At 68.0% G+C, this 24333-nt stretch carries 23 protein-coding genes; 7 read left to right on the forward strand and 16 right to left on the reverse strand.

The features are described 5' to 3' along the window. The first annotated feature begins 98 nt into the window (after positions 1–98). Positions 99–527, forward strand: coding sequence for a PACE efflux transporter (locus tag OGL92_RS02850; protein WP_263140112.1), 429 nt, complete (start codon positions 99–101; stop codon positions 525–527). A gap of 58 nt (positions 528–585) precedes the next feature. Here OGL92_RS02850 and OGL92_RS02855 read toward each other — a convergent pair whose 3' ends face one another. From OGL92_RS02855 to OGL92_RS02895, 9 genes are all read right to left on the reverse strand, one after another. Continuing rightward, positions 586–1191 (reverse strand): aminodeoxychorismate/anthranilate synthase component II, encoded by a 606-nt coding sequence (locus OGL92_RS02855; protein WP_263140113.1) that lies wholly within the window; start codon positions 1189–1191, stop codon positions 586–588. Continuing rightward, positions 1169–2731: an anthranilate synthase component 1 gene (locus OGL92_RS02860; protein ID WP_263140116.1), complete on the reverse strand. Its 1563-nt coding sequence runs from the start codon at positions 2729–2731 to the stop codon at positions 1169–1171. Before OGL92_RS02860 ends, OGL92_RS02855 begins: the two co-directional genes overlap by 23 nt. 14 nt (positions 2732–2745) lie before the next feature. Next, the gene (gene aroF / locus OGL92_RS02865; RefSeq protein ID WP_263140123.1) at positions 2746–3735 is read right to left on the reverse strand and encodes a 3-deoxy-7-phosphoheptulonate synthase; all 990 of its coding nucleotides are present in this window, start codon (positions 3733–3735) and stop codon (positions 2746–2748) included. Between the two features lie 72 nt (positions 3736–3807). Then, a complete protein-coding gene (locus tag OGL92_RS02870; RefSeq protein WP_263140131.1) occupies positions 3808–4713 on the reverse strand; it encodes an MBL fold metallo-hydrolase in 906 nt (301 codons plus the stop codon). Next, positions 4707–5717 (reverse strand): ketoacyl-ACP synthase III, encoded by a 1011-nt coding sequence (locus OGL92_RS02875; RefSeq protein ID WP_263140135.1) that lies wholly within the window; start codon positions 5715–5717, stop codon positions 4707–4709. Before OGL92_RS02875 ends, OGL92_RS02870 begins: the two co-directional genes overlap by 7 nt. 99 nt (positions 5718–5816) lie before the next feature. After that, positions 5817–6860, reverse strand: a complete 1044-nt coding sequence (locus OGL92_RS02880; protein ID WP_263140137.1) for a 3-oxoacyl-ACP synthase III family protein — start codon at positions 6858–6860, stop codon at positions 5817–5819. After that, complete coding sequence (locus tag OGL92_RS02885; protein ID WP_263140140.1) at positions 6853–7692, reverse strand: beta-keto-ACP synthase; 840 nt, start codon at positions 7690–7692, stop codon at positions 6853–6855. The genes OGL92_RS02880 and OGL92_RS02885 overlap by 8 nt, the downstream gene beginning before the upstream one ends. Continuing rightward, complete coding sequence (locus tag OGL92_RS02890; protein WP_263140141.1) at positions 7686–9239, reverse strand: AMP-binding protein; 1554 nt, start codon at positions 9237–9239, stop codon at positions 7686–7688. The genes OGL92_RS02885 and OGL92_RS02890 overlap by 7 nt, the downstream gene beginning before the upstream one ends. 361 nt (positions 9240–9600) lie before the next feature. After that, positions 9601–10062 (reverse strand): Lrp/AsnC family transcriptional regulator, encoded by a 462-nt coding sequence (locus tag OGL92_RS02895; protein WP_263140143.1) that lies wholly within the window; start codon positions 10060–10062, stop codon positions 9601–9603. 336 nt (positions 10063–10398) lie between these two features. Here OGL92_RS02895 and OGL92_RS02900 point away from each other — a divergent pair, with 336 nt between their 5' ends. From OGL92_RS02900 to OGL92_RS02920, 5 genes are all read left to right on the forward strand, one after another. Continuing rightward, a complete protein-coding gene (locus OGL92_RS02900; protein WP_263140145.1) occupies positions 10399–11631 on the forward strand; it encodes a 3-methyl-2-oxobutanoate dehydrogenase (2-methylpropanoyl-transferring) subunit alpha in 1233 nt (410 codons plus the stop codon). Continuing rightward, entirely contained in the window at positions 11628–12677 is a 1050-nt protein-coding gene (locus tag OGL92_RS02905) for an alpha-ketoacid dehydrogenase subunit beta (protein WP_263140147.1), read from the forward strand. The genes OGL92_RS02900 and OGL92_RS02905 overlap by 4 nt, the downstream gene beginning before the upstream one ends. Beyond that, positions 12678–14009, forward strand: a complete 1332-nt coding sequence (locus OGL92_RS02910) for a dihydrolipoamide acetyltransferase family protein (RefSeq protein WP_263140149.1) — start codon at positions 12678–12680, stop codon at positions 14007–14009. A gap of 2 nt (positions 14010–14011) precedes the next feature. After that, complete coding sequence (lpdA, locus tag OGL92_RS02915) at positions 14012–15412, forward strand: dihydrolipoyl dehydrogenase (protein WP_263140151.1); 1401 nt, start codon at positions 14012–14014, stop codon at positions 15410–15412. Between the two features lie 143 nt (positions 15413–15555). Further along, positions 15556–16602 carry an AraC family transcriptional regulator gene (locus OGL92_RS02920; protein ID WP_263140158.1) on the forward strand — a complete coding sequence of 349 codons (1047 nt, stop codon included), beginning with the start codon at positions 15556–15558 and terminating at the stop codon, positions 16600–16602. Between the two features lie 6 nt (positions 16603–16608). Here OGL92_RS02920 and OGL92_RS02925 read toward each other — a convergent pair whose 3' ends face one another. The 5 genes from OGL92_RS02925 to gstA form a co-directional block, all read right to left on the reverse strand. Then, positions 16609–17382: an enoyl-CoA hydratase gene (locus tag OGL92_RS02925; RefSeq protein WP_263140164.1), complete on the reverse strand. Its 774-nt coding sequence runs from the start codon at positions 17380–17382 to the stop codon at positions 16609–16611. A 2-nt stretch (positions 17383–17384) separates the two neighbouring features. Then, complete coding sequence (locus OGL92_RS02930) at positions 17385–18518, reverse strand: acyl-CoA dehydrogenase (RefSeq protein WP_263140167.1); 1134 nt, start codon at positions 18516–18518, stop codon at positions 17385–17387. 10 nt (positions 18519–18528) lie between these two features. Continuing rightward, complete coding sequence (locus tag OGL92_RS02935) at positions 18529–19716, reverse strand: acetyl-CoA C-acyltransferase (protein ID WP_263140171.1); 1188 nt, start codon at positions 19714–19716, stop codon at positions 18529–18531. 11 nt (positions 19717–19727) lie between these two features. After that, positions 19728–20495 carry an SDR family NAD(P)-dependent oxidoreductase gene (locus tag OGL92_RS02940; protein ID WP_263140174.1) on the reverse strand — a complete coding sequence of 256 codons (768 nt, stop codon included), beginning with the start codon at positions 20493–20495 and terminating at the stop codon, positions 19728–19730. A gap of 380 nt (positions 20496–20875) precedes the next feature. Continuing rightward, on the reverse strand, positions 20876–21484 hold the full coding sequence (gene gstA / locus OGL92_RS02945) for a glutathione transferase GstA (protein ID WP_263140176.1): 609 nt from the start codon (positions 21482–21484) through the stop codon (positions 20876–20878). Positions 21485–21613: 129 nt separating this feature from the next. On the opposite strand from gstA, the gene OGL92_RS02950 reads away from it, so the two are divergent. Continuing rightward, positions 21614–22555 (forward strand): LysR family transcriptional regulator, encoded by a 942-nt coding sequence (locus OGL92_RS02950; protein WP_263140178.1) that lies wholly within the window; start codon positions 21614–21616, stop codon positions 22553–22555. On the opposite strand, the gene OGL92_RS02955 is transcribed toward OGL92_RS02950, so the two are convergent. Together OGL92_RS02955 and OGL92_RS02960 are read right to left on the reverse strand one after the other, a co-directional pair. Continuing rightward, positions 22527–23324: a sulfite exporter TauE/SafE family protein gene (locus OGL92_RS02955; protein WP_263140272.1), complete on the reverse strand. Its 798-nt coding sequence runs from the start codon at positions 23322–23324 to the stop codon at positions 22527–22529. The two genes, OGL92_RS02950 and OGL92_RS02955, sit on opposite strands and share 29 nt — an antisense overlap. Before the next feature lie 46 nt (positions 23325–23370). After that, a complete protein-coding gene (locus OGL92_RS02960; RefSeq protein ID WP_263140180.1) occupies positions 23371–24228 on the reverse strand; it encodes an MBL fold metallo-hydrolase in 858 nt (285 codons plus the stop codon). Positions 24229–24333 lie beyond the last annotated feature (105 nt).

A 24333-nucleotide genomic window follows, 5' to 3' on the forward strand; every position in this document is an offset into this window, starting at 1 on the left:
TAGGAGCTAACTTTTTCTATCAGATCGCGTGACTCAAGATAGCGCTGAAATCAGCCCGCCTCCAGTAGGCATCACCAGATTCGTTCGAAGAGAAGGTCATGCAAGGATTCAAACGCAAGATGCTGTACGTGACGGCCTATGAGGCCATCGGCATGAGCATATCCACCCTGGGCCTGGCCCTGCTCTCCGGCACCGCGCCCGCCCACACCGGCCCCTTGGCGGTCATGATCACCAGCGTCGCCGTGGCCTGGAACCTCGTTTACACCTATCTGTTCGAGTACTGGGAAAGCCGGCAGGCGGAGCGCGGCCGCGGCATCAAGCGCCGAGTCCAGCATGCGATCGGCTTCCAGTTGACCCTGGTGGTGTTCCTCATCCCCCTGATCGCCTGGTGGATGGCGATCAGCCTGCGCGAAGCCTTCCTGCTGGACGTCGCGCTGATCGTCCTGATTCCCTGCTACACCCTGGCCTTCAACTGGGCATTCGACCGGCTCTTCGGGCTTCCCGCCTCTGCCCTCCCCACGTCCTGACGTGCCGACCGGGAAGCGCTTCGCGCCCCGGTCGGGTTCGCCTGCCAGGCCGCGCCGATCAGGCGTGCAGGGCCCGGCCCTCCATCGGCGCGCGGCACCAGGCCAGCGCATTCTCCAGCAAGCGCTGCCCATGGGTGGTCAGGATCGATTCGGGATGGAACTGCAGGCCGAGTTGCCGATAGCGCACGTCGCCCAGGGCCATGATCTCCCCGTCGGCCTCGGCCAGCACTTCCAGCCCCGGCGGCAACTCGCTGACCACCAGGGAATGGTAGCGCGCCACCCGCATGCCCTTTTCCAGGCCGGCGAACAAGGGGTGCAGGCCGTCGAAGCACAGCGGCGTGCTTTTGCCGTGCAGCGGCCGCCGCGCGAGGCCCACCCGACCGCCGGCCGCGACGGCGATGGCCTGATGACCGAGGCACACGCCGATCACCGGTAGCCGACCGCGCACCCACTCCAGCAGCGCCAGCATGCAGCCGGCGTCCTCCGGTCGACCCGGCCCCGGGGAGAGCATCAGCAGGTCGTAGTGCTGGCTCAGCAAGTCCGCCTGCAGGTTCGCCAGGCGGACGTCGTTGCGGACCACCCGGACCTCCGCCCCGAGCAGGCACAGTTGCTCGACCAGGTTGTAGGTAAAGGAGTCGAAGTTATCCAGCAGCATGATGCGCATCCCAGCCCTCCTGTTCGCAAGCGGCGGCCAGCAGAGCGGTCAGCACCGCCTGGGCCTTGTTGCGGGTTTCTTCGGCTTCCAGCCGAGGATCCGAATCCAGTACCACACCTGCCCCCGCACGCACCTGCGCCACCCCGTCGCGCACTTCCGCGGCCCGGATGACGATGCTGGTGTCCAGGTTGCCAGCGGCATCCAGGATGCCGATGGCCCCGCCATAGCTGCCGCGGTAGCCGACCTCGTACTCGCGCAGCAATTGCATCGCCCGGACCTTCGGCGCCCCCACCAGCGTGCCCATGTTCAGGCAGGCCCGGTAGGCGTGCAGGGCGTCCAGCCCGGGTTGCAACTCGCCGGATACCCGCGAGACCAGGTGCATCACATGGCTGTAGCGGTCCACCTTGAGCATTTCCCTCACCTGCCGGGTTCCCCGGCGGCACACCCGGGCGAGATCGTTGCGCGCCAGGTCCACCAACATCATGTGCTCGGCGATCTCCTTGGCATCCAGCCGCAGCTCGGCCTCCAGCCGGTTGTCCAGCTCCGGGTCGATGCGCCCGTCGGCGGTCCTTCCGCGGGGGCGGGTACCCGCTATGGGGTAAAGCTCCACCTCCCGGGTCGCCGCGTCGTATTTCAGGGCCGACTCCGGCGAGGCGCCGAACAGGCAGAAATCGCCGACATCGAGGAAAAAGCGGTAAGGACTGGGGTTGCGCCGGCAGAGCTGGCGGTACGCCGCCCAGGGGTCGCGGCAAGGCATGCTGAAGCTGCGCGAGGGTACGATCTGGAATACGTCGCCGGCGCCCACGTGTTGCTTGAGTGCCTCAACCTGCAGGGCGAAGCGCTCATCGTCCAGGTCCACGTCCACCGATATCGACCCCTTTACCGGCCCCAGGGGCTCCGCGTTAGACGCCGCGGGTATGGCACGGGCGGCCTCCCCGGCCAGGGCATGCAGGCGCTCGCTCAGCACCGGCTCGCTCGCCTGGTCGAAGATGAAAACCTGCAGGCGGCTGAGGCGTTGCACGTGATCGATGTCCAGCAGCAGCTCAGGCACCAGAAACAGGTAGTCCGGGCATTGCTTCTCGGCGTCGTCGAGAACCGGCAAGGGCTCGAATCGCTCGGCGAGGTCGAAGCTGAACAGCCCGCCCAACAGCAGCGGCGAAGCGCCCGTATCGCACGTGGAAGCCAAGACCACGCGCAGCGCCTCCAGGATCGACAGGCCATGCAGGCGGCTGTCTTCGTCGGCCTCGCGGCGCTCATCGGGGAAGCGCCAGCGCAGCAGGTCTTCCTCGCGCAGGCAGCTCACGTCCGGCGGACACCGTTCGCTGAGCGGATCGAGCAAGGCCCGGCCGTTGGCGTTCAACGCCCACAGGCTCACCTCGGCGCCCCAGCACTCGATTCGCAGGCAGCTGGTCAGCACCGCGACCGTCCGCCGTGGCGCCTTGCTGTCGACGTCGTAGCAGTCGAACAACATGCGGTTGGCGCCGCCCTGGCGCCATACGGACAGGGCATCCACCGCCAGCGGGCGGTACTCCAGCTGCGCCTGCAGCATTCGGAAATCCGTGTTCACAGGCACCTCCCCAGCGCGGGCAACAACACCCGCAGCTCGCTCATCAAGGTCTGCAACAACGGCGCGGTCAACGCCTGGGGACCGTCGCTGGCGGCCAGTTCGGGGTAGAGATCGGCTTCCACGATGATCCCGTCGGCGCCCACCGCCGCCGCGGCGCGCGACAGCGGAATCACCAGATCCCGGCGGCCCGTGCCATGGCTGGGATCGACCAGCACCGGCAGGTGGGTTTCCTGCTTGAGGACCGCCACGGCATTGAGGTCGAGGGTGTTGCGGGTCGAGGTCTCGAAGGTACGGATGCCGCGCTCGCAAAGGATGATCGAAGGGTTGCCATGGCTGTACAGGTACTCCGCAGCGGCCAGGAACTCTTCGACGGTCGCGGCCGGACCGCGCTTGAGCATGACGGTCTTGCCGGATTGGCCGAGCGCCTTGAGCAAGGCGAAGTTCTGCATGTTGCGCGCACCCACCTGGAAGCAATCCACCCAGGGGAACATGGCGTCGATCTGCCTCGGGTCCATGACTTCGCTGACCACCGGGAAACCGTACTGCGCGCGCGCCGAAGCCATCAGCAACAGGGCCTCTTCGCCCATTCCCTGGAAATCGTAGGGACTGGTGCGCGGTTTGTAGGCGCCCCCGCGCAAGGCATGCACGCCCACCTCCGCCAGCACCTCGCACAGACCGGCGAGCTGCTTGCGCCCCTGCACCGCGCAGGGTCCGGCGATTACCATGAAGCGCTCGCCCCCGAGCCTGTAAGGCCCGAGATCCACGCTTCCCGCAGCCTTGTAGGATTTGCGGGCCAGGCTGTATTTGCCCTGCAATTGCAGGACGCGCTCGACCCAGGGCTGATCCGCGAGTCGTTCGGGAATGCCTTCGCCCCGCAGGATGAAGACCTGCTGGCCGTTGTCGTGAAAATGACTGAACACCGCTTCCGGCGGAACCCATTTGCGGAGCTCGGCCTCGTCCTCTGGACGTCGTAGAACCACGATCATCCTGTATCTCCCTGTCGTTGAAGTCGAACGGCTGCTATGGATAGGTGCGAATGGCGCCCTGGCGGACGCCCTCTAATCGAGCGGCATGGCCTGGCGGGACATGATGTCGAGCATCCTGCGCATGCTGCCCAGGTGCAGGCCCTCGGGCAGGAAGTCGCGACTCTGCTCGGCCCATTCCCGGTGCAGGATTTCGCTCAGTGGAACACTGGATTGGCCCTGTGCCTGCCGCCAGCGCAAACGACGGCAAAGCCGCAGGCATTCCCGGTAAGCGTTCTCGGCGGCGTCCGCGGCCAGCCGGCCGGCGAACAGGCCGCCGTGCCCGGGTAGCACCTGGCGCAACCGCGGCAGGCACTGCAAGCGGGTCAAGGTCGCCAGGTAGGCGTCCCAGTCGTCGAAGACCAGCGGCCGCCAGAGGCCTTCGGACTCATCGAACTCGCCGAGCGCGTCGCCACAGAACAGGCGTTGCCGCCGCGCGTCGTGGAACAGGATCTGGTCGTCGCAGTGCCCGTCGCCGAGCAGCACCCGCAAGCTGTGCGCCGGCCCCAGGTCCAGACGCTGGCCCTCGCTCACCGGCACCACCGGCAGGCTGTCCCAGGGACAGCCTTCGGCGAGGCGCTGGCCTTCGCGCAGCAGCTCGCCGTTCAGGCGCTCCACCACGCGCCGCCACTTATCGGTGCGCCAGGCCTCGCAGGTGCGCGCCGAGGCGAGCACGCGGACCTTCGGCAATCGCGGACACAGGTAGGGCAACAGGCCGCAATGGTCGTAGTGCTTGTGGGTGATCAGCCAGTAATGCACCTGGGTCGGATCCTTCACCCAACCCTGTAGGTCGCGCCAAACCGCCTCGGCGTCGCGGCTCAGGCCGCCCTCCACCAGGGCCCAGCTGTCCTCCCCCAGGCGCAGGAGGAACACCGGCACCTGGGGATCGCCGAGCAGGTACAGGTCCTCGTCCAGTTGGCCGGGCAGCGCGTTTCTCAACATGCTGGCTCGCCGCCGGGCTTGCGGTAAAGCGCGGCCCCCCAGGTGGCCCCCGAACCATAGGTGAGGATCAGCACGCGATCGCCAGGGCGGATGTCGGGCCAGTGCATCGCCAGGGTGACCAGGGTCGAAGCCGAGGCCATGTTGCCCAGCCGGTCGACGGTGACCACGAACTTGTGCGAGGGGATCGCCAGGCGCGCCTGTACCTCGTCGAGGATGCGCAGGTTGGGTTGATGGCAGATCACCTGGTCCACGTCATCGAGGCGCAAGCCATGGGCGTCGAGCAATTCTCCGGCGATGCGTACCAGGGTCTGGCTGGCATGCTCGAACATCGGCCGCCCGCGCATGAGGAATTCGCCACCCCCTTCGCGCAACACCGCCTCGTCGAGGAAACGCGGCGACGCGCTACCGGGCGCGGCGGTCATCAGCAGGTCGAAATACTCGCCGTCGGCGCCCAGGCGCAGGTCGAGCAGACCCTCGTCCGGGCGGTCGCCGGAGCTCACCACCGCGGCGCCGGCGCCATCGCCCAGCAGGATCGCCAGGTTGCGCCCGCGGTCCGAGCAGTCCATGCGTTTCGACAGCACCTCGCCGCAGACCACCAGCACATGCCGGTGCAGCCCGGCGAGAATCAACCCGCGGGCCATCTGCAAGCCGTAGAGGAACCCGCTGCACTGGGCGCGGATATCCATCGCCGGGATATGCCGAACCCCCAGCATCGGCTGGATCAGGCAGGCCTGGGAGGGGTCGTGATGGTCCGGTGACAGCGTATTCACCAGCAGCAGGTCGATATCCGCCGGCTGCAGGCCGGCGGCTTCGATGGCCTGCAGCGCCGCCGGCACCATCAGGGCGCTGACCGCCTGCTCCGGTTCGACGTGATAGCGCGTGCGCACCCCGGTGCGTTCGACGATGAAGGCGTCGGAGGTATTGATGCGGTCGAGCAGGTCGTGGTTGCTGACCTGGCGTTTGGGCAGGCTGAAGCCCAGCCCGGCGATGACGGGATTACCCATGGCGAATCTCCGCGGTGTTCGATGGATGCCCGGACCCGGACGCGCGCGCCGGCCAGGGGGCGGCAGGACATGTCGCAAACCTGGGATGCATGGCGAAGGTCAGCACACCAGGACCTCGCCCAGTTGCCAGACCTGGGCGGCGAAGCCCCAGCCGGTGGCGGCCCCGGCCAGCATCACGCGATCGCCGGGGCCTATGCGGCCCTGGCGCAGCGCGGTGATCAGCGTGTAGGGAATGGAAACCGAGATCATCACGCCGGTCTCGGCCATGGTCATCAGGTACTGGCCTTCCTTGCAGCCGATGCCGTCCGCCCAGGCCTTCACCAAGTAGGGCGCCGGTTGGTGGAAAACGAAGTGATCGATGTCCGAGCTCTCCAGGCCCGCCTTGGCCAGCGCGCGTCGCATGGCCAGCGGTACGTTCTCCGGGACGAACGTTTGCATCTTGGTCTGGCCGTCGTTCAGCAAGGAGAACAGCAGGCGCGGCCTGGCCTCGGCGGAAGGCTTTTCCGGGAGCCGCCAGCGCCCGGTGGCGACTTCGTAGAAACGCGCATCGCTGTGCTCGGACGACCCCAGCAGTTCGCAGGCACCCTCGCTGCGGGTGAGCAAGGCAGCCGCACAACCGTCGGCGAAGATGGTCGAGGACGGCGAGGTGAAATCGAGCATGTTGGACATGTATTCGCTGCACACCACCAGCACCCGGCTCGCCTTGCCCTGGCGGATCAGGCTCGCCCCCAGCCGCAGGTTGAGGAGGAAACTGCTGCACTCCATCTGGGTGTCCAAGGGCAATGCGTTGGCGAGCCCCAGGTGCTTGCCCAGCACGTTGGCGAGTCGCGGGTACAGGCGCCCGCCCACGCCAGGCAGGACCTCGCCGGCATCGGTCATGATCGGGCAGGAGGCGGAGCAGATCAGCACGTCGACCTCATCCGCCGCCACGCCGCTGCACCTCAGCAAACGCTCGGCCGCGCGGGCCGCCGCGCTGAACTCGTTCTCGCCACGCTCGGGACGGAAGAAGCCGCGCCGCTCCACGCCCCAGAACTTCCACCAATTGGCCGGGACGTCCCTTAGCCCATCGAACAGCGGATCATCGTTTTCCCGCCGCGTGGCGGGCAGCTCGCAGGTCAAGGCCGCCAGTCTGACGTTATGCATGGGCTCCTCCCATCAGTTCCAGGGTCACGCCCTCGACCACCATGCCGAAGGGGTCGAAGCTGATCAGCAGCAACTCATCCAGCCGATCGCGCTGCGCGGCCTCCATTTGCCGGGCCAGCTCGAAAGGTCCCAGGCAACGCCCGTTCGGACGACCCTCGCCGAACCATTCCTCACGTATCCAGGCACGGGGCGCGAAGGCATCCGCCAACTCGATCGACGCGTGACGAACCGCTTCCGGCAAGGTCTCCTGGGGCGGCAGGTAGAGGCGCCCCTTGAAATCGCCGGGCGAGCGCATTTCGGTGTTGAGCGGAATGCTCAGCGGGCACCAGTCGCCGACCAGCGGCAGGCGCCGGAACCCGGCGCGCCCGGTGGGTTGGCAGAGCAATGCGAGGGCCCCATCGCACAGGGCGAAACCGGATGCCTCGTCAATCTCTAGCCCCTCGGCGCACTCGCCGCGAACCACCAGCACGTGGCGGTAGCCCTGGTCGCTGGCCAGGCTGTCGACCATGTACAGGGCCCGCGCCAGGCTGGCATCGGTCAGGTCGAACACGTGCGCGCGCTGGGCCCCCAAGCGTTTCTGCAGGGGGTGGGAGATTTTCGGACCGATGATGTCGTGCTGCTCGACCAGATGGTCGGGAGACAACGCCAGGCCGACGATCAGGTCGATTTCGCCGGCCTCCACGCCCGCCCCGCGCAACGCGTCCTCCACGGCGGGAAGCAAGCGCTGGATCAGCGCCTCGCCCGGTTCCGCCTTGGGCCGCTCGCCGCCTAACACGCCCTCGTGACGCACGTACGTCGAAGGCAGATTCACACCCATCGCCTGGATCAACATGCCTGGTTCTCCTGAAGGCATTCCTGATTGAGTATCCCGGCCAACCGGCACAATTCGCCGCGGGCCAGCTTGCCGTTGTCGTTGCGCGGCAGCGCCGCGAGAATCTGCAAGCGCTGCGGCAGCATGTGCGAAGGCAACTCGGCGGCGAGCCGCTGGTCGATCCATTGCGCCAGCAGCGCCGGATTCACCCCGCGGTTCGGATCGAGGGTGACGAACAGCGTCGGGCGCACGCCGTCGTGCTCGCTGCTGCCGGGCACCAGCGCGGCCTCCAGCACTTCCGGGAAGTGCTGGCACACCGACTGCTCGACCTGCACCGGCACCACCCAGCGACCGTTGACCTTGAACAGGTCGTCCTCGCGCCCGCGATAGCGGTAAGCCCCGCTTTCGTCGCGTTCGAACAAATCTCCCGTGCGGTACCAGCCCCCGGCGAACCGGGCCTGGCGCTCGGCGTCGGCGCGCCAGTAGCCCTGGCTGACGCCGGGCCCACGCACCAGCAGCACACCCTGGCGATTCGCGCCTTCGAGGGTGACGCCGGCGTCGTCCAGCAAGCGGCACTGGTAACCCGGCAGCGGGTATCCGGTCCTTTCCGCGAGCGCGGCACCCGGTCGATTGGCGAGGAACACATGGCCCACTTCGGTGGCGCCGATGCCGTCGCAGATTTCCAGTCCCCACTCAGCCCAGAAGTCGAACTCGACCCGCGGCAACGGCGAGCCGGCGGAAAACGCCAGCGTCACGCTTTGCAGGAGAATCTCGGCGTGGGGCCTCAGCAGGGGGTAGATCGCCGGCACGCCGAAGAGCACGTCGGGGCGGAATTCGAGCAGGTTCTCCAGGACGCGCGCCGGCGTCGGCCAGCGCGTATCCAGCAACGCCGAGGCGCCGCAGAACCAGGGGAAGAACAGGCTGTTGCCCATGCCATAGCCGAAGAACATCTTGGGGATCGAATACACCCGCGCGCCTTCCCTCAGGTCGAGGTGATCGCGGGCGAAGGCCTGGCAGAAGCCGAAAGTGCTTTCCAGGCTGTGGATCACGCCCTTCGGCGCACCGGTGGAGCCCGAGGTGTATTGCAAATAGGCGGGAGCGTTCGCGGGCTGGCGGTGAAAGTCGTTCCACGCGGGCTGCGCCGCACCGACCAGCGCGGTGAGGGTGAAATCGTCGAACGCGTCGTCCTCGCCTCGGGCACGCAGGGTGAGAGGCGCCCGGGGACCAGCCAGGGAAGGCGCGTCGGCCTCACGTACCACCAGGGCCGCCTGGCAATCTCCGACGATCTCCGCCAGGGTTTCTTCCCTGGACTTCGGGTTGACCACCGTGGGAATCGCGCCGACCGCGATGCAGGCGAGAAACAGGCAGACCAGCGACGGAGAATCGTTCAGGGCGATGACCACAGGATCGCCCGGTTTCACCACCCGGACGAGCTGACTGGCCAGGGCCAGCAGCGCCGTCGCGCACTCCCCGCGCGACAAGGTCTTGCCCTGGAAACGATAGAGCGCGGCGTGCGGTGCGAAATCGAGGCGAAGCAGGGCTTCCGTCAGATTGACTCGCTTGGCCATAACAAAACAGTCCTTATTTCATCGGTGCCAACGGGATGCGCATACCGGGTCCATCCCGTGCTGGGGCGCAACCACCCGTCCGGCGAAGGGCGGGTGTTTCCTGGGCCGCGAAATTAACCCTGGGTGCCGAGACGCGATATTCGGAGTCCGAACTAAAAAGTTTCGGTGGACGTTTTGGAAAAAATCAGGCGAACGGTGGCCAATTCCAGATAAATCACCGCGATCATCGGGAAAATTTCAAAGTGACCGGGAAGTCGGACGAAGGCGTGGCCGAGTCGATCGGCCATCCCAGGACGTGAAAAAGCAGGAAAACGAACCTTCGAAGCCCGGCGATCCGGTGAAGGTTCGCCGAAGTCCCGCCCTAGAGCGGTGGCGACGACCGAAGCATCACCGACTTCAAGGAAAACGCCGAAGTCACGCTGGCGACCCCGGGGATGCAGGTCAGGGTATGGGTCAGGAAGGCTTGATAAGCGGCGAGATCCTTCACCACCACCCGCAGGACGTAGTCGGCGTCACCGGTCATCTGGAAGCAGCTCATCACCTGCGGCGACTGGACGATGCGTTCCTCGAAGGACGCCAGCAAATCCACCGATTGCTTTTCCAGGCGAACCGAGACGAACACACTCACCGTGCCGGAGAGACGCCCCTCGTCCAGGCGGGCGAAGTAACCCTGGATGTAGCGTTCCTCCTCCAGACGTTTGACCCGGCGCAGGGTCGGCGTCAGCGAAAGCCCGATCCGCTGGGCCAGTTCGCGCCAACTGAGACGGCCATCCTCGGCGAGTGCGCCGAGTATTTTCAAATCCGTGCGATCGAGATCCGACATAGTTCAAAAGTACCAATATTATTTTATTAATAGTTCATTTTAACTAAAAAATGTCATATAGCGACGGCATTTTGAGGCAAAACGCCTATGACGACGGGCCTATACTAAACCCACAAAAAACATAAAAAGAGGTCTCGAAATGGATATTTCCAGCCAGCACCGGATGGACTCGCCTACTGGGTCGCCCCTCCTCCTCGTCCGTTGCGCATCTTTCTTCCCCCTGCCCACACCCTCTTCGCTGTTACCGCCGTAAGGCGCTCTGCCGCTTCATCCGCACATAAAAAACCTCGTCGCCCCGCGTGACGAACACAAGACGAACTTATTCTGGAGAAACAGATGAGTGATTCGGAACGGCTGTGCCTGCATGTCCCGGAACCGAGCGGGCGCCCGGGCTGTAAAACCGATTTTTCCTACCTGAAACTCAGCCCCGCCGGCAGTGTCCGCAAGCCGCCGCTGGACGTCGAGCCGGTGGAGACCCACGACCTGGCGATGCAATTGATTCGGGTGCTCGACGACGAGGGCAAGGCGGTCGGCCCCTGGGCCGAGGAACTGCCTGCGGAGCTGTTGCGCACGGGCCTGCGGGCCATGATGAAGACCCGCATCTTCGATTCGCGGATGCTGATCGCCCAGCGGCAGAAGAAACTTTCGTTCTACATCCAGAGCCTCGGCGAGGAAGCCATCGGCGTCGGCCAGACCCTGGCGCAGCAGGCCGGGGACATGAACTTCCCCACCTATCGCCAGCAGAGCATCCTGATCACCCGCGAAGTGTCGCTGGTGGAAATGATGTGCCAGCTGCTCTCCAACGAACGCGATCCGCTCAAGGGCCGCCAGTTGCCGGTCATGTATTCGTACCGCGACGCCGGCTTCTTCTCGATTTCCGGCAACCTGGGGACCCAGTACATCCAGGCGGTCGGCTGGGCGATGGCCTCGGCGATCAAGGGTGATACGCGCATCGCCTCGGCCTGGATCGGCGACGGCTCGACCGCGGCCTCGGACTTCCACGCCGGGTTGACCTTCGCCCACGTCTACAAGGCGCCGGTGATCCTCAACGTGGTCAACAACCAGTGGGCGATCTCCACCTTCCAGGCCTTCGCCGGCGGTGAAGGCACCACCTTCGCCGCACGCGGCATCGGCTACGGCGTGGCCTCGCTGCGGGTCGACGGCAACGACTTCCTGGCGGTCTACGCTGCCTCCAAGTGGGCGGCGGAACGCGCCCGGAAGAACCTCGGGCCGACCCTGATCGAGTGGGTCACCTACCGCGCCGGCCCGCACTCCACCTCGGACGATCCCTCGAAATACCGCCCGGCTGACGACTGGTCGAACTTCCCCCTGGGCGACCCGATCGCCCGCCTGAAGCAGCACATGATCGCCATCGGCATCTGGTCGGAAGCGGAGCACGAGACCACCCAGAAAGCCCTGGAGGCGGAAATCGCCGCCGCCCAGAAGGAAGCCGAAAGCTTCGGCACCCTGGGCACCGGACGGGTACCCAGCGCCGCGGACATGTTCGAAGGGGTCTACAAGGAGATGCCCGAACACCTTCGCCGGCAACGTCAGGAACTCGGGATATGACCAATATGAACGTACAGAAGACAGAGGTCGCCGCCAGCTCGATGACCATGATCCAGGCGCTACGCTCGGCGATGGACGTGATGCTGGAGCGCGACGGCAACGTGGTGGTGTTCGGCGAAGACGTCGGTTACTTCGGCGGCGTGTTCCGCTGCACCGACGGCCTGCAGGCCAAGTACGGCGCGTCGCGGGTGTTCGATGCGCCCATCTCGGAGAACGGCATCGCCGGCGCGGCGGTGGGCATGAGCGCCTATGGCCTGCGCCCGGTGGCGGAGATCCAGTTCGCCGACTACGTATATCCCGCCGTCGACCAGATCGTCTCGGAAGCGGCGCGCCTGCGCTACCGCTCCAACGGCCAGTTCACCGCGGCGATCACCTTCCGCATGCCCTGCGGCGGCGGCATCTACGGCGGCCAGACCCACAGCCAGAGCCCGGAAGCGATCTTCACCCAGGTGTGTGGCCTGCGCACGGTGATGCCGTCCAACCCCTACGACGCCAAGGGCCTGCTGATCGCCTCCATCGAGAGCGACGACCCGGTGGTCTTCCTCGAACCCAAGCGCCTCTACAACGGCCCCTTCGACGGCCACCACGATCGCCCGGTGACGCCCTGGACCAAGCACGCCGCCAGCGCGGTGCCGGAAGGGTATTACCGGGTGCCGCTGGACAGCGCCGCCATCGTCCGCCCCGGCAAGCAAGTCACCGTACTCACCTACGGCACCACGGTCTGGGTGGCCCAGGCCGCCGCCGAGGAAGCCGGCGTCGACGCGGAGATCATCGACCTGCGCAGCCTCTGGCCGCTGGACCTGGACACCATCGTGGCCTCGGTGAAGAAGACCCGCCGCTGCATCGTGGTCCACGAAGCGACCCGCACCTGCGGCTTCGGCGCCGAGCTGGTAGCGCTGATCCAGGAACACTGCTTCCACTACCTGGAAGCGCCGATCGAACGGGTCACCGGCTGGGACACGCCTTATCCGCACGCCCAGGAGTGGGATTATTTCCCCGGCCCGAAACGGGTCGGCGCCGCCCTCAAACGGGTCACGGAGGTTTAAATGGGTCTCTATGTAATCAAGATGCCGGACATCGGCGAAGGCATCGCCGAGGTCGAGCTGGTGAGCTGGTACGTGGCGGTGGGCGACACCGTCGGCGAAGACCAGAACCTGGCGGACGTGATGACCGACAAGGCCATGGTGGAGATCCCGTCCCCGGTGGTCGGCAAGGTGATCGCCCTGGGCGGCAAGCCGGGCGAAGTGATTCCGGTGGGTGGCGAGCTGATCCGCCTGGAAGTCGAGGGCCAGGGTAACGTCAGCGCCCAGGAGAGCCCCTCCAGCGCGCCCGCGGCGGTACCGGACATCGCCCCGGACATGGCCAAGAGCGATGCCTCGGTGGTCGCCGAGAAGATCGTCCAGCATGCCGAGCCGGCGCCGGTCGCCGCCCCGCGGCCATCCGCTCCGGCGCCCACGGCCTGCGTCGCGCGCAAGACCACCCTGGCGGCGCGGCAGACCGGCGAAGCGCCCCTGGCTTCCCCGGCGGTGCGCAAGCGTGCCTGGGACCTGGGCGTCGAGCTGCGCTTCGTCCCCGGCAGCGGTCCCGCCGGGCGGGTGCTCCACGAAGACCTCAGCGCCTACCTGGAAGGTGCCCAGGCGAACGCCACCGGTGGCGCCGACCACCGCTACGCACAGCGTCATGAGGAAGAGGAAATCCCCCTGATCGGCCTGCGCCGCAAGATCGCGCAGAAGATGCAGGAGGCCAAGCGGCGGATTCCGCATTTCACCTACGTCGAGGAAATCGACGTTACCGACCTGGAAGCCCTGCGCGCCCAGCTCAACCGCAAATGGGGCAAGGAACGCGGCAAGCTCACCCTGCTGCCGCTGCTCGCCCGGGCGATGGTCCTCGCCCTGCGCGAATTCCCGCAGATGAATGCGCGCTTCGACGACGACAACGACAAGGTGCTGCGCTACGGCGCGGTGCACCTGGGAATCGCCACCCAGGGGCCGAGCGGCCTGTCGGTACCGGTGCTGCGCCACGCCGAGAGCCATGACCTGTGGGCCACCGCGGCGGAGATCGCGCGCCTGGCCGAGGCCGTGCGCAGCGGCAAGGCGGGACGCGACGAGCTGTCCGGCTCGACCATCACCATCAGCAGCCTCGGACCGCTGGGCGGCGTGGTCTCCACGCCGGTGATCAACTATCCGGAAGTGGCCATCGTCGGCGTCAACCGTATCGTCGAGCGGCCGGTGTTCCGCGAAGGCGCCGTGGTCGGCCGGAAAATGATGAACCTGTCGTCCTCCTTCGACCACCGGGTGGTCGACGGCATGGATGCCGCCGAGTTCATCCAGGCCATCCGCGGCCTGCTCGAAACCCCCGCATTGCTATTCCTGGAGTGACCATGAGCGAGACCCTCAATACCCAGTTGTTGATCGTCGGTGGTGGCCCGGGCGGCTATATCGCGGCGATCCGCGCCGCGCAACTCGGCGTCAAGACCACCTTGATCGAAGGCGATCGGCTGGGCGGCACCTGCCTGAACATCGGCTGCATTCCGTCGAAGGCGCTGATCCACGCGGCGGAGGAATTCGAGAAGGCCCGGCAGCATGCCGAAGACGGCGCCCTGGGCATCCGCGTGCAATCGCCGAGCATCGACATCGAGCAGACGGTGCGCTGGAAGGACGGCATCGTCGGCAAGCTCACCGGCGGCGTCGCCGCCCTGCTGAAGAAGAACGGCGTGCAGGTGATCAAGGGCTGGGCGCGCATCCTCGACGGCAAGACCGTGGAAGTCCAGCACGAAGGCGGCGATCCGCAGCGCGTGCACTGCGAGCACCTGCTGCTGGCCACCGGCTCCCGCTCGGTGGACCTGCCGTTCATGCCCCTGGGCGGCAACGTCGTCTCGGCGACCGAGGCGTTGTCGCCGAAGACCCTGCCGAAGCGCCTGGTGGTGGTCGGCGGCGGCTACATCGGCCTGGAATTGGGCACCGCCTACCGAAAGTTGGGCGTCGAAGTGGCGGTGGTCGAGGCCCAGGAGCGGGTCCTGCCCAGCTACGACGCCGAACTCAGCGCGCCGGTGGCGGCGAACCTGCGCCGGCTCGGCGTGGAGCTGTACCTGCGGCACAGCGTGCTGGGCCTGAACGACGCCGGCGACGGCGTGCGGGTCCGCGACCCCGACGGCAAGGAAACCACCCTGGCCGCCGACCGCGTGCTGGTGGCGGTGGGTCGCCGGCCACGTACCGAGGGCTTCAACCTGGAAGCCTTGATGCTGGACAAAGCCGGCCATGCGCTGAAGGTGGACGACCAGTGCCGCACTTCGATGCGCGACGTCTGGGCCATCGGCGACCTGGCCGGCGAGCCCATGCTCGCCCACCGGGCCATGGCCCAGGGCGAGATGGTGGCGGAAATCGTCGCCGGCAAGAAACGCCACTTTCAGCCCGCCGCGATCCCCGCGGTCTGCTTCACCGACCCGGAAGTGGTGGTGGTCGGCCTGGACCCGGCGCAGGCGCAGGAGCGCGGGATCGACTGCAAGGTGGCGAGCTTCCCGTTCTCCGCCAACGGTCGCGCCATGACCCTGGATGCCAACGAGGGCTTCGTCCGCGTGGTGGCCCGCAGCGACGATCACCGCATCCTCGGCTGGCAGGCCGTGGGCAAGGGCGTTTCCGAGCTGTCGATCGCCTTCGTCCACTCGCTGGAAATGGGCGCGCGCCTGGAAGACATCGCTGGCACCATCCATCCCCATCCGACCCTCGGCGAAGCGGTACAGGAAGCGGCCATGCGCGCCCTCGGGCACGCCCTGCACGTCTGATCGCCTGCCCGGCACGGGACGGTCCGCCAGGGACCGTCCCGCGCTTTCCGCGTCATGGCGCGCTGCACTCCCCCGCCCGGCTCAGGCAAACTGTGCGCCGCGCGACGGCCGCGCCCACGTCAGCAGCGGGAAAGCGAACCTCCATGGCCATCAAGGGCACCATCTCCAACCGCCTCGTCCACGAAGCCCTGCTCGGCTATGCCCGACCGGGAATGGACGCCGCCGCGCTGCTGCAACGGGAAGGCCTCTCCGCCGCTTGCCTGGAAGACCCCGAGGGCCGGGTCAGCGTCGCCTATTTCGAACGCATGTGGCGACGCCTGGCCAGACGCTTCGACGACGAATTCTTCGGCATGAGTCCACGGCCGATGCGGTCCGGCAGCTTCGCCTTCCTCTGCCGCGCCTGCATGGCGCAATCCAGCCTGGCCGAGGCGCTGCCCCAGGGTCTGGAGTTCCTGCGCCTGATGAGCGACGACTTCCGCGCCGAGCTGCGTCGCCGGGAAGACCTGGCCGAACTGGTGCTGCGCGACGAGGGCGAGCCACGCCGGGCATTCGCCTACTTCACCTTCTGGTTGATCCTGCATGGGCTGGCCTGCTGGCTGAGCGGCCGTCGCATCCCGATCCTGGCGGTGGATCTGCGCTGCGCGGAGCCGGCCTACCTGGACGACTACCGGGTGATGTTCTCGGAGAACCTGCGCTTCGGCCGGCCACGCAGCCGGATCATCTTCGCCGCCGACGCGCTGGACCTGCCGATCCGTCGCAGCGAGGAGGACTTGCGGCGATTCCTCGCCCAGGCGCCGGGCAACATTCTGGTGAAGTACCAGGACCGCGACAGCCTGGCGACACGGATCAAGGCCCACCTGCGCAGCCTGCCATCCGCCGACTGGCCGGACGGCGAGCGCCTGGCCGCCGCCTTTCACGTCTCCGCCTCGACCCTGCGTCGGCGCCTGGCCGAGGCCGGGCAACCCTATCAACGGATCAAGGACGGGGTACGCGAGGAACGCGCCATCGGCTGGCTGGCCGACCCGGAGCTGTCCTTCGCGCAGATCGCCGAACGCCTGGGGTTCGCCGACCTCAGTTCGTTCTACAAGGCCTTCCGCAAATGGACCGGCAGCAATCCGGGGCGCTACCGCAATCTGATCCTCGGCCTGCCGGAGCGCGGCGAGGCCGCGCGCCCCGCCGTACGCCCCTGAGCCGCTTCAGCGGTGGCCGAAATCGACCGGACGCTTGTCGATGAAGGCCGCCATGCCTTCCTTCTGGTCCGCGGTGGCGAACACCGCATGGAACACCCGGCGCTCGAAGCGCACGCCTTCGCTGAGGCTGGTCTCGAAGGCGCGGTTGACGCTCTCCTTGATCATCATCGCCGCCGGCAGCGACTTGCCGGCGATGCCGTGGGCGGCCTTGAGGGTTTCCTCCAGCAACTGCTCCGCCGGGAAGATCCGCGCCACCAACCCGGCGCGCTCGGCCTCGGCGGCGTCCATCATGCGACCGGTCAGGCACATTTCCATCGCCTTGGCCTTGCCCAGGGCATGGGTCAGGCGCTGGGTGCCGCCGATCCCGGGCAGCACGCCCAGGGTGATTTCCGGCAGGCCGAACCGCGCGTTCTCCGCGGCGTAGATGAAATCGCACATCAGCGCCAACTCGCAGCCGCCGCCCAGGGCATAGCCGGACACCGCCGCGATCAGCGGCTTGCGCCGGGCGGCGATGCGATCGGCGGCGGCGAAGTAGTCGTCGAGGTAGATCTGTGGATAGGTCATGTCGACCATTTCCTTGATGTCCGCGCCGGCGGCGAAAGCCTTCGCCGAACCGGTGAGGACGATGCAGCCGATACCCGGGTCGGCCTCGAGCCGGTCGAGCGCGCGATTCAGGTCGGCGATCAGCTGCGCGTTCAGGGCGTTGAGGGCCTGGGGTCGGTTCAGGGTGATCAGGGCGACGCGCTCCTGGACCTCCAGCAGCAGGGTTTCGTAGGTCATGCTCATTCTCCGAGGTTGCGGGCGATCACCAGGCGCTGGATATCGCTGGTGCCTTCGTAGATCTGGCAGACACGCACGTCGCGGTAGATGCGCGCCACCGGGAAGTCGTTCAGGTAGCCGTAGCCGCCGAGGGTCTGGATCGCCGCCGAGCAGACCTTCTCAGCCATCTCCGAGGCGAACAGCTTGGCCATGGAGGCCTCCACCAGGGCCGGCCGCCCGGCTTCGCGCAGGGCCGCCGCGTGATGCACCATCTGCCGCGCCACGGCGATCTGGGTGGCCATGTCCGCCAGGCGGAAAGCCACCGCCTGGTGCTCGGTCAGCGCCTTGCCGAAGGCTTCGCGTTCGCGGGCGTAGTCGCGCGCCACCTCGAAGGCGGCGCGAGCCATGCCCACCGCCTGGGCGGCGATGCCGATGCGCCCGCCCTCCAGGTTGGCCAGGGCGATGCGGTAACCCTCGCCCTCCTCGCCCAGCCGCTGGGAAACCGGCACGCGCAGGTCTTCGAAGGCCAGTTGGCAGGTGTCGGAGGCGTGCTGGCCGAGCTTGTCCTCGATCCGCACGACGTTGTAGCCGGGGCTGTCGGTGGGCACGATGAAGGCGCTGATGCCGCGCTTGCCGGCGTCTGGATCGGTGACCGCGAAGACGATCACCGTGCCGGCGTTCTCCCCCGAGGTGATGAATTGCTTGGCGCCGTTGAGCACGTAGCTGTCGCCGTCGCGACGCGCGCGGGTGCGCAAGGCGCTGGCGTCGGAACCGGCCTGGGGCTCGGTGAGGGCGAAGGCGCCGATCTGTTCGCCGCGCGCCAGGGGTTCGAGGAAGCGGCGTTTCTGCTGCTCGTCGCCAAAGCGCAGGATCGGCACGCAACCCACCGAGTTGTGCACGCTCATGATGGTCGAGCAAGCGCCGTCACCGGCGGCGATCTCTTCCAGGGCCAGGGCGTAGGCCAGATAACCGGTGTCGCTGCCGCCCCATGCCTCGGGCACCAGCATGCCGAAAAAGCCGAGCTCGGCCATCTCGCGGATCGCCTCGGCGGGATAGCGGTGCTCGCGGTCCCACTGTTCGGCGAACGGCCGCAGGCGTTCCTGAGCGAACTGCCGGGCCATCTCGCCAATGCTGAGTTGTTCTTCGCTGGGCAACATGGTCAGGTCCTCACCGGGGGATTTCGATGGCCATGGCGGTGGCTTCGCCGCCGCCGATGCAGATCGCCGCCACGCCGCGGCTCAGGCCACGGTTGCGCAGGGCCGCCAGCAGGGTCACCAGGATCCGCGCGCCGGACGCGCCGATGGGATGGCCGAGGGCGCAGGCGCCGCCGTTCACGTTGACCTTGGCGTGGTCCAGGCCCAGCTCGCGCATGGTCACCATGGCCACCACGGCGAAGGCTTCGTTGATCTCGAACAGGTCCACCTGGTCCAGGCTCCAGCCGGTGCGGGTCATCAGCTTGCGGATGGCGCCGATGGGCGCGGTGGGGAACAGGTTCGGCGCCGCGGCGAACGCGGCGTGCCCATGGATCACCGCCTGGATTTCCAGGCCACGGCGCTCGGCCTCGGAACGGCGCATCAGCACCAGGGCGGCGGCGCCGTCGGAAATCGAACTGGAATTGGCCGCGGTGACGCTGCCGCCCTCGCGGAACGCCGGCTTGAGCGTGGGGATCTTGTCCGGGCGCGCCTTCGGCGGCTGCTCGTCCTCGCTCACCTGGCGGGTCTCGCGGCCCTGGGCGACGTCCAGGGCGACCACCTCGTCGGCGAAGCGACCCTCGGCGATGGCGTCCCGCGCGCGTTGCAGCGAGGCCAGCGCGTACGCGTCCTGCTCCTCGCGGCTGAAGCCGTGGGCGGCGGCACAGTCCTCGGCGAAGGTGCCCATCAGGCGGCCCTTGTCGTAGGCGTCCTCGAGGCCGTCGAGGAACATGTGGTCGAGCACCCGGCCGTGGCCCATGCGGTAGCCGCCGCGGGCCTTGTCCAGCAAGTAGGGCGCGTTGCTCATGCTTTCCATGCCGCCGGCCACCACCACCTCGGCGCTGCCGCCGCGCAGCAGATCATGGGCGAGAATCGCCGCCTGCATGCCGGAGCCGCACATCTTGTTCAGGGTGGTGCACACCGTGCCTTCGTCCAGGCCGGCGCCCAGCGCCGCCTGGCGTGCCGGTGCCTGGCCGAGGCCGGCCGGCAGCACGCAGCCCATCAGGGCTTCCTCGACGGCCTCGGGCGGCAGGCCGCTGCGCGCCACCGCGGCGCGAATGGCCGCGGCGCCGAGTTGCGGGGCGGTCAGGCCCTTGAGGTCGCCCTGGAACCCGCCCATGGGGGTGCGGGCGCTGCCGACGATGACGATGGGATCGTTGTGCATGGTGTTCTCCTTCACTTGGCAGCCATCCGCAAGGCGCCGTCGAGACGGATCACCTCACCGTTGAGCATGCTGTTTTCGATGATATGGCGGACCAGCGCGGCGTATTCGTCCGGGCGGCCGAGGCGTGGCGGGAAAGGCACCCCGGCGGCGAGGCCGTCGCGCACCTCCTGGGTCATCCCGGCCATCATCGGCGTCTCGAAGATGCCGGGGGCGATGGTCATCACGCGGATGCCGAAGCGCGCCAGCTCGCGTGCGGCCGGCAGGGTCAGGCCGACCACCCCGGCCTTGGACGCGGCGTAGGCGGCCTGGCCGATCTGCCCGTCGTAGGCGGCGATGGACGCCGTGTTGACGATCACCCCGCGCTCGCCGTTGCCGTCGGGCTCGCCCAGCGCCATGGCTTCGGCGCCGAGGCGCAGCATGTTGAAGCTGCCGATCAGGTTGATGCCGACGATACGGCTGAAGCTGGCCAGGGCGTGGGGGCCCTGCTTGCCGAGGATCTTCTCGCCGGTGACCACGCCGGCACAGTTGATCAGCCCGTGCAGGCCGCCGAACAGGCTCTGCGCCGCCTGCACCGCCGCGCGGGCGGATGCCTCGTCGGCGATATCGGCGACCACCCCGTGGGCGTTCGCGCCCCACTCGGCGGCCTTCGCCTCCAGGGCCGGGCCGTTCAGGTCGACCAGCACCACCTTGGCACCGGCCGCCAGCAGCCCCTGGGCAGTGGCCGCGCCCAGCCCGGAACCGGCGCCGGTGACCAGAAATACCCTGTTCTCGATTTGCATGACGGATTCTCCCAAGCCTTCGCGCGAAAGGCCCATCATCGGCAGCCGGGCCACAGCGGACAATGGCCGATCTTTTCAATCTGCCTGACCGTTTTGGCCAGCTCCCGACGTTCCCGAGACGGGACGTGCATTGGACGCCAGCGCCGAGCGACGCGGTGGGAGCGCCCGGCTTCGCCGGGGACTGCGGCAGTCCTGGGAAAGCACCGGTCAGGCGACCTGTTCACGCCGTCGCCGGCCCAAGACGCCCCCGTGAAGGGCGGGCCGGGCCCTTCTCCAGGGCTCGGGCGCCTCGTTTACCCTTGCGACGCGGCGCCTCGCCGTTTCAGGGGCACTGGATGCGGTGCATGCACCGCCGCCCCTGGCCGGTGGGAGAGCGGGACTCAGGCCGCCGCTTCGGCCTCCAGCGCGGCTTTCACCGACGGACGCGCCTCGATGCGTTGCAGGTAGCCGGCGAATGCCGGCCAGCGGCCCAGATCGACCTTCAGCGGGCCCATCCAGCGCAGAATCGTGAACAGCAGGGCGTCGGCCACGCTGAAACGCTCGCCGAGCAGGTAGTCCCGCTCGCCCAGGGTCGCCGCGATCAGTTCCAGGCGCGCGTTCAACTTGTCCCTGAAGAAGGTCTTCACCTCCTCCGGGATCGACTTGTTGAACAGCGGGCTGCAGCCGCCGGTATGGATTTCGCTGGAGATGAAGGCCAGCATTTCCTGCAGGCGGACCCGCTCCCAGCTGCCATTGGCCGGCGCCAGCCCGGTTTCCGGCTTGAGGTCGGCCAGGTATTGCAGCAGGGCCGGCGCCTCGGTGAGCACCTGCCCATTGTCCAGCACCAGGGCGGCTACGTAGCCCTTGGGATTGACCTTGCGGAAGTCACCGCCCTCGGCGGTTTCCTTGGTGGCGTTGTTGACCTTGATCAGCTCGAACGGCAGATCCGCCTCGCGTAGCGCGATGTGCGAGGCGAGCGAGCAGGCGGAAGGGGCGAAATACAGTTTCATGATGAGCTCCGGCAGTGGGGCCCGCGGCACGCGCGACCCGGTGCGCTACTGTCGCCGCTCCGGTGGGCCTGGGTAAACTTAATCTTTCAGACCGCTGCCATAAGGAAATCTACTGCCAGGCTCAACCTCATGCATTGGCGTTTGCTCGTGGCGGTGGCCGACGCCGGCAGCATCAGCGGCGCGGCCGAGTGCCTGGGCGTGACCCAGTCGGGCGCCAGCCAGGCGCTCAGATCGCTGGAGGACGGGCTCGGCGTGCGCCTGCTGTCGCGGGAACACCGCCGCACGCTGCCCACCCGCGTGGGCATCCAGGTGATCGAGCAGGCGCGGGTGATGCTGGCCGCCCTGGAGCGGATCCAGGCCGGGGCCGATGCCGCGCGCGGCCTGGAGCGCGCCTCGCTGCGCCTGGCCAGCTTCCCGGCGGTATCCGCCACCCTGCTGGCGCCGTTGCTGCAACGCTTCCGCCGCGCGCACCCGGGCATCGAGGTGATCGTTCTGGAGGCCAGCGACGAGGAAGTCGAGGACCTGCTGGCGACGAACGCCGTCGACGTCGGCGTGCTGCTCAACCCGCCCCCTGAACGTCAAGCGACTCCCTTGGGGCGGGATGCCTGGGTGGCGGTGGTTGCCGCGCGGCATCCCTGGGCCCGACGCGGCCTCGTCGAGGTGGCCCTGCGGGAACTGGTCGACGAGCCCTTCGTGCTGGCCACCGGCGGTTGCAAGGTGAATGCCCGCAGCCTCGCCCGGGAGGCCGGCTTGCGCCTGGGCCAGGTGCGCGCCGAAGTGCGCGACTGGAACAGTGCATTGGCGCTGGTGCGGGAAAACCTCGGGGTCACCCTGGTGCCGCGGATGGTGCTGCCGGACGCGCTTCCCGGCCTGCGGGTACTCGCCTTGAGCACACCGCTGCATCGCGAATTCGCCCTGGTGGCGGCGCCGGCCGCCGGTACCTCGGCGGTCGTGCGGGCGCTGCTGGATAACCTGGGCGCGTCCTACGGCACGCAGGGCGACGGCAGCCCTGCCCCGGCGACCGGCCAGGACGCATGCCGGATCACGACCCACCCGACAGGAACAGGCTGACCGCGACGATCAGACAGACGCCGGCAAAACCCACCTGAATGAAACGGGCCGGCAGGCGCCCCGACAGCCGCCGTCCGACCAGCATGCCGGCCACGCTGGCGGCGATGAACGACGCCCCCATGGCATCGATCCTCACCCCCGCGCTCAAGGCACCGAAGGCGGCGAAGCCGGAGACCAGCGCGATCACCATCAGCGAAGTGGCGACGATGCCGTGCAGCGGGACGTCGCTGACCCGGCGCAAGGCCGGCACGATGAGGAAACCGCCGCCGACGCCGAGCAGGCCGCTGAGCAGCCCGGCCAGGGCGCCGATGGCGGCGAGGATCGCACTGACCCGCGGCGTCCAGCGAAAGCGTCCGCTGGCGGGGTCCAGCCGGCAGGGCGGGCGCGGCGAGTCGGCCGCCGGGTCGCAGGCCACGTGGCCGAACGCCTGGCGGACCAGCCGCAAGGCCACCAGCGTCATCACCAGGGCGAACGCCGTCGTCAGCACCCGATGCGGCAGCCGTTGCGCCAGTTCCACCCCCAGGGGCGACAGCAGGGCGCCCGCGGAGGCCATCAGCAGGGCCGCGCGATAGCGCACCAGGCCCTCGCGCAGGCCCTGGACAGCGCCGGTGGCGGCCGCCGCGGCCACCGCGAGCAGGGCCACCGGCGCCGCCGTAGGCATGCTCCAGCCGAGTCCGATCACCAGGGCCGGCACCGCCAGGATGCCACCCCCCGCACCGGTCAGGCCGAAGGTCACGCCGACCGCCAGTCCGTAGACCACCGCCAGCACGCTCAGCACCGCGAAGCCTCCGTCGCCGCGCCTTTCCTCTCCCGCATCAGAAGCAATCCAGCGGCAGCTTGAAGTAGCGCCGACCGTTGGCCGCCGGCGGCGGCAGGTTGCCGGCGCGCATGTTCACCTGCACCGCCGGCAGCATCAGCCGCGGCAGATCCAGGCCGCTGTCGCGGCGGGTGCGCATGGCGACGAAATCCGCCTCGGCGGTTCCCCGGCCGACGTGGATGTTGTGCGCCCGCTGCTCGCCCACCGTGGTCTGGCAACAGTGGTGCTCGCGACCCGGCGCCTTGTAGTCGTGGCAGAGGAATAGCCGGGTGCTCGCCGGCAACGCGAACAGGCGCTGGATCGAGCGATACAGCTGGCGCGCGTCGCCGCCGGGGAAATCGCAGCGGGCGGTGCCGCTGTCGGGCATGAACAGGGTGTCGCCGATGAAGGCGGCGTCGCCCACCAGGTAGCTGACGCAGGCCGGTGTGTGCCCGGGGGTGTGCAGCACCCGTACCGGCAGGCACCCGACGTGAAAGCATTCCTCGTCGGCGAACAGCCGGTCGAACTGGCTGCCGTCCTGGGCGAACGCTTCCTCGGCGTCGAACAGGTCGGCGAACGCCACCTGCACCCGGGGGATTTCCGCGCCGATGCCGATGCGGCCGCCCAGCCGTTCGCGCAGGTAGCGGGCGGCGGACAGGTGGTCGGCATGCACATGGGTCTCCAGCAGCCAGTCCACCTGCAGGCCATTGGCGCGCACGTGATCGATCAGGCGGTCGGCGCTGGCATGGCCGATGCGCGCGGCGGCGGGATCGTAGTCCAGCACCGGGTCGATGATGGCGCAGCGCTGGCTGGCCGGATCGCTCAGCAGATGGCTGTAGGTACTGGTATCGGGATCGAAGAAAGACTCGATGCGCATGGTCGCTCCTTGTTCATGGCGTGCTTGCGGGTTGGCGCCGGCGTCGTCGTGGATGTCCGTTCGGCAACCGCGCCGCCGCCGGCGTTCCCGCCGCCCGGGGAACGG

The sequence above is a fragment of the Pseudomonas sp. RIT-PI-AD genome, from assembly GCF_025642785.1.
Lineage (GTDB): Bacteria > Pseudomonadota > Gammaproteobacteria > Pseudomonadales > Pseudomonadaceae > Pseudomonas_T.